Below are 5357 nucleotides of genomic sequence, written 5' to 3'. Positions count from 1 at the left end.
GAAAGCCTCAGCCAAACGCTCTTTAACAAGTTGAATCAAGCAATTCGTGTGGGTGCTTGTGATGTAAGACTGGTGATCGACTGATTATCAGCAACGCAAGTAACACTCGTGAATTCGAGAGTTTTAGCTCTTTAAATAGAGCAATGCGATTGCTGAGCCAAGTTTAGGGTTTTCTCAAAACCCAAGCAGTATTGAACTGAAGAGTTTGATCATGGCTCAGATTGAACGCTGGCGGCAGGCCTAACACATGCAAGTCGAGCGGATGATGGGAGCTTGCTCCCGGATTCAGCGGCGGACGGGTGAGTAATGCCTAGGAATCTGCCTGGTAGTGGGGGACAACGTTTCGAAAGGAACGCTAATACCGCATACGTCCTACGGGAGAAAGCAGGGGACCTTCGGGCCTTGCGCTATCAGATGAGCCTAGGTCGGATTAGCTAGTTGGTGGGGTAAAGGCCTACCAAGGCGACGATCCGTAACTGGTCTGAGAGGATGATCAGTCACACTGGAACTGAGACACGGTCCAGACTCCTACGGGAGGCAGCAGTGGGGAATATTGGACAATGGGCGAAAGCCTGATCCAGCCATGCCGCGTGTGTGAAGAAGGTCTTCGGATTGTAAAGCACTTTAAGTTGGGAGGAAGGGCAGTAAGTTAATACCTTGCTGTTTTGACGTTACCAACAGAATAAGCACCGGCTAACTTCGTGCCAGCAGCCGCGGTAATACGAAGGGTGCAAGCGTTAATCGGAATTACTGGGCGTAAAGCGCGCGTAGGTGGTTTGGTAAGATGGATGTGAAATCCCCGGGCTCAACCTGGGAACTGCATCCATAACTGCCTGACTAGAGTACGGTAGAGGGTGGTGGAATTTCCTGTGTAGCGGTGAAATGCGTAGATATAGGAAGGAACACCAGTGGCGAAGGCGACCACCTGGACTGATACTGACACTGAGGTGCGAAAGCGTGGGGAGCAAACAGGATTAGATACCCTGGTAGTCCACGCCGTAAACGATGTCGACTAGCCGTTGGGATCCTTGAGATCTTAGTGGCGCAGCTAACGCGATAAGTCGACCGCCTGGGGAGTACGGCCGCAAGGTTAAAACTCAAATGAATTGACGGGGGCCCGCACAAGCGGTGGAGCATGTGGTTTAATTCGAAGCAACGCGAAGAACCTTACCTGGCCTTGACATGTCCGGAACCTTGCAGAGATGCGAGGGTGCCTTCGGGAATCGGAACACAGGTGCTGCATGGCTGTCGTCAGCTCGTGTCGTGAGATGTTGGGTTAAGTCCCGTAACGAGCGCAACCCTTGTCCTTAGTTACCAGCACGTTATGGTGGGCACTCTAAGGAGACTGCCGGTGACAAACCGGAGGAAGGTGGGGATGACGTCAAGTCATCATGGCCCTTACGGCCAGGGCTACACACGTGCTACAATGGTCGGTACAGAGGGTTGCCAAGCCGCGAGGTGGAGCTAATCCCATAAAACCGATCGTAGTCCGGATCGCAGTCTGCAACTCGACTGCGTGAAGTCGGAATCGCTAGTAATCGTGAATCAGAATGTCACGGTGAATACGTTCCCGGGCCTTGTACACACCGCCCGTCACACCATGGGAGTGGGTTGCTCCAGAAGTAGCTAGTCTAACCGCAAGGAGGACGGTTACCACGGAGTGATTCATGACTGGGGTGAAGTCGTAACAAGGTAGCCGTAGGGGAACCTGCGGCTGGATCACCTCCTTAATCGAAGATCTCAGCTTCTTCATAAGTTCCCACACGAATTGCTTGATTCACTGGTTAGACGATTGGGTCTGTAGCTCAGTTGGTTAGAGCGCACCCCTGATAAGGGTGAGGTCGGCAGTTCGAATCTGCCCAGACCCACCAATTGTTGTGGTGTGCTGCTGATCCGATGGGGCCATAGCTCAGCTGGGAGAGCGCCTGCTTTGCACGCAGGAGGTCAGGAGTTCGATCCTCCTTGGCTCCACCATTAATCGTCGAAAGCTCAGACATGAATGTTCAGGATGAACGAACATTGATGTCTGGTCTTTGTGCCAGAACTGTTCTTTAAAAATTTGGGTATGTGATAGAAGTAGACTGAATAATCTCTTTCACTGGTGATTATTCAAGTCAAGGTAAAATTTGCGAGTTCAAGCGCGAATTTTCGGCGAATGTCGTCTTCACGTTCGAGACAATAACCAGATTGCTTGGGGTTATATGGTCAAGTGAAGAAGCGCATACGGTGGATGCCTTGGCAGTCAGAGGCGATGAAAGACGTGGTAGCCTGCGATAAGCTTCGGGGAGTCGGCAAACAGACTTTGATCCGGAGATCTCTGAATGGGGAAACCCACCTAGCATAAGCTGGGTATCTTGCACTGAATACATAGGTGTAAGAGGCGAACCAGGGGAACTGAAACATCTAAGTACCCTGAGGAAAAGAAATCAACCGAGATTCCCTTAGTAGTGGCGAGCGAACGGGGATTAGCCCTTAAGCTTCTTTGAATCTAACAGAACGCTCTGGAAAGTGCGGCCATAGTGGGTGATAGCCCCGTATGTGAAAGGTTCTTTGAAGTGAAATCGAGTAGGACGGAGCACGAGAAACTTTGTCTGAATATGGGGGGACCATCCTCCAAGGCTAAATACTACTGACTGACCGATAGTGAACCAGTACCGTGAGGGAAAGGCGAAAAGAACCCCGGAGAGGGGAGTGAAATAGAACCTGAAACCGTATGCGTACAAGCAGTGGGAGCCTACTTTGTTAGGTGACTGCGTACCTTTTGTATAATGGGTCAGCGACTTATATTCAGTGGCGAGCTTAACCGTATAGGGAAGGCGTAGCGAAAGCGAGTCTTAATAGGGCGTTTTAGTCGCTGGGTATAGACCCGAAACCGGGCGATCTATCCATGAGCAGGTTGAAGGTTAGGTAACACTGACTGGAGGACCGAACCCACTCCCGTTGAAAAGGTAGGGGATGACTTGTGGATCGGAGTGAAAGGCTAATCAAGCTCGGAGATAGCTGGTTCTCCTCGAAAGCTATTTAGGTAGCGCCTCACGTATCACTCCAGGGGGTAGAGCACTGTTTCGGCTAGGGGGTCATCCCGACTTACCAAACCGATGCAAACTCCGAATACCTGGAAGTGTCAGCGTGGGAGACACACGGCGGGTGCTAACGTCCGTCGTGAAAAGGGAAACAACCCAGACCGTCAGCTAAGGTCCCAAAGTTATGGTTAAGTGGTAAACGATGTGGGAAGGCTTAGACAGCTAGGAGGTTGGCTTAGAAGCAGCCACCCTTTAAAGAAAGCGTAATAGCTCACTAGTCGAGTCGGCCTGCGCGGAAGATGTAACGGGGCTCAAACCATACACCGAAGCTACGGGTGCATCGTAAGATGCGCGGTAGAGGAGCGTTCTGTAAGCCTGTGAAGGTGAGTTGAGAAGCTTGCTGGAGGTATCAGAAGTGCGAATGCTGACATGAGTAACGACAATGGGAGTGAAAAACTCCCACGCCGAAAGACCAAGGGTTCCTGCGCAACGTTAATCGACGCAGGGTTAGTCGGTCCCTAAGGCGAGGCTGAAGAGCGTAGTCGATGGGAAACAGGTTAATATTCCTGTACTTCTAGTTACTGCGATGGAGGGACGGAGAAGGCTAGGCCAGCTTGGCGTTGGTTGTCCAAGTTTAAGGTGGTAGGCAGAGATCTTAGGTAAATCCGGGGTCTTAATGCCGAGAGCTGATGACGAGTCATCTTTTAGATGATGAAGTGGTTGATGCCATGCTTCCAGGAAAAGCTTCTAAGCTTCAGGTAACTAGGAACCGTACCCCAAACCGACACAGGTGGTTGGGTAGAGAATACCAAGGCGCTTGAGAGAACTCGGGTGAAGGAACTAGGCAAAATGGCACCGTAACTTCGGGAGAAGGTGCGCCGGCGAGGGTTAAGGATTTACTCCGTAAGCCCATGCCGGTCGAAGATACCAGGCCGCTGCGACTGTTTATTAAAAACACAGCACTCTGCAAACACGAAAGTGGACGTATAGGGTGTGACGCCTGCCCGGTGCCGGAAGGTTAATTGATGGGGTTAGCGAAAGCGAAGCTCTTGATCGAAGCCCCGGTAAACGGCGGCCGTAACTATAACGGTCCTAAGGTAGCGAAATTCCTTGTCGGGTAAGTTCCGACCTGCACGAATGGCGTAACGATGGCGGCGCTGTCTCCACCCGAGACTCAGTGAAATTGAAATCGCTGTGAAGATGCAGTGTATCCGCGGCTAGACGGAAAGACCCCGTGAACCTTTACTGTAGCTTTGCACTGGACTTTGAGCCTGCTTGTGTAGGATAGGTGGGAGGCTTTGAAGCGTGGACGCCAGTCTGCGTGGAGCCATCCTTGAAATACCACCCTGGCATGCTTGAGGTTCTAACTCTGGTCCGTTATCCGGATCGAGGACAGTGTATGGTGGGCAGTTTGACTGGGGCGGTCTCCTCCTAAAGAGTAACGGAGGAGTACGAAGGTGCGCTCAGACCGGTCGGAAATCGGTCGTAGAGTATAAAGGCAAAAGCGCGCTTGACTGCGAGACAGACACGTCGAGCAGGTACGAAAGTAGGTCTTAGTGATCCGGTGGTTCTGTATGGAAGGGCCATCGCTCAACGGATAAAAGGTACTCCGGGGATAACAGGCTGATACCGCCCAAGAGTTCATATCGACGGCGGTGTTTGGCACCTCGATGTCGGCTCATCACATCCTGGGGCTGAAGCCGGTCCCAAGGGTATGGCTGTTCGCCATTTAAAGTGGTACGCGAGCTGGGTTTAGAACGTCGTGAGACAGTTCGGTCCCTATCTGCCGTGGACGTTTGAGATTTGAGAGGGGCTGCTCCTAGTACGAGAGGACCGGAGTGGACGAACCTCTGGTGTTCCGGTTGTCACGCCAGTGGCATTGCCGGGTAGCTATGTTCGGAATAGATAACCGCTGAAAGCATCTAAGCGGGAAACTAGCCTCAAGATGAGATCTCACTGGGAACTTGATTCCCCTGAAGGGCCGTCGAAGACTACGACGTTGATAGGTCGGGTGTGTAAGCGCTGTGAGGCGTTGAGCTAACCGATACTAATTGCCCGTGAGGCTTGACCATATAACACCCAAACAATTTGCGTGTTGTACGATGAAGACGTAACGAACCGAAAGTTCGTGTGAACCGCAAATTACCTGTCACATACCCGAATCTGGATGAGCGTGTGCACTTGCCACGAGCGTCCATAAAGAATTGCTTGACGACCATAGAGCGTTGGAACCACCTGATCCCATCCCGAACTCAGTAGTGAAACGACGCATCGCCGATGGTAGTGTGGAGTTTCTCCATGTGAGAGTAGGTCATCGTCAAGCTCCTATCCCAA

The 5357-nt window shown here is 51.8% G+C and carries 2 tRNA genes and 3 rRNA genes; all 5 read left to right on the top strand.

Going from position 1 to position 5357, the window contains the following annotated elements:
- Positions 1 to 193: 193 nt before the first annotated feature.
- A 16S ribosomal RNA gene (locus tag ACIPK7_RS29705) occupies positions 194 to 1730 on the top strand.
- Between the two features lie 64 nt (positions 1731 to 1794).
- A tRNA-Ile gene (locus ACIPK7_RS29700) sits at positions 1795 to 1871 on the top strand.
- Between the two features lie 27 nt (positions 1872 to 1898).
- Positions 1899 to 1974 (top strand) — tRNA-Ala (locus tag ACIPK7_RS29695).
- 229 nt (positions 1975 to 2203) lie between these two features.
- Positions 2204 to 5095 (top strand): 23S ribosomal RNA (locus ACIPK7_RS29690).
- A 135-nt stretch (positions 5096 to 5230) separates the two neighbouring features.
- Positions 5231 to 5346, top strand: a 5S ribosomal RNA gene (gene rrf / locus ACIPK7_RS29685).
- The 16S, 23S and 5S rRNA genes sit together here with 2 tRNA genes alongside, the layout of an rRNA operon.
- Positions 5347 to 5357 lie beyond the last annotated feature (11 nt).

This window comes from Pseudomonas sp. NPDC086581 (genome assembly GCF_044746165.1).
GTDB lineage: Bacteria > Pseudomonadota > Gammaproteobacteria > Pseudomonadales > Pseudomonadaceae > Pseudomonas.
Note: the sequence above shows the minus strand (reverse complement) of the source record. Positions and strands in the feature narration are given on the sequence as shown.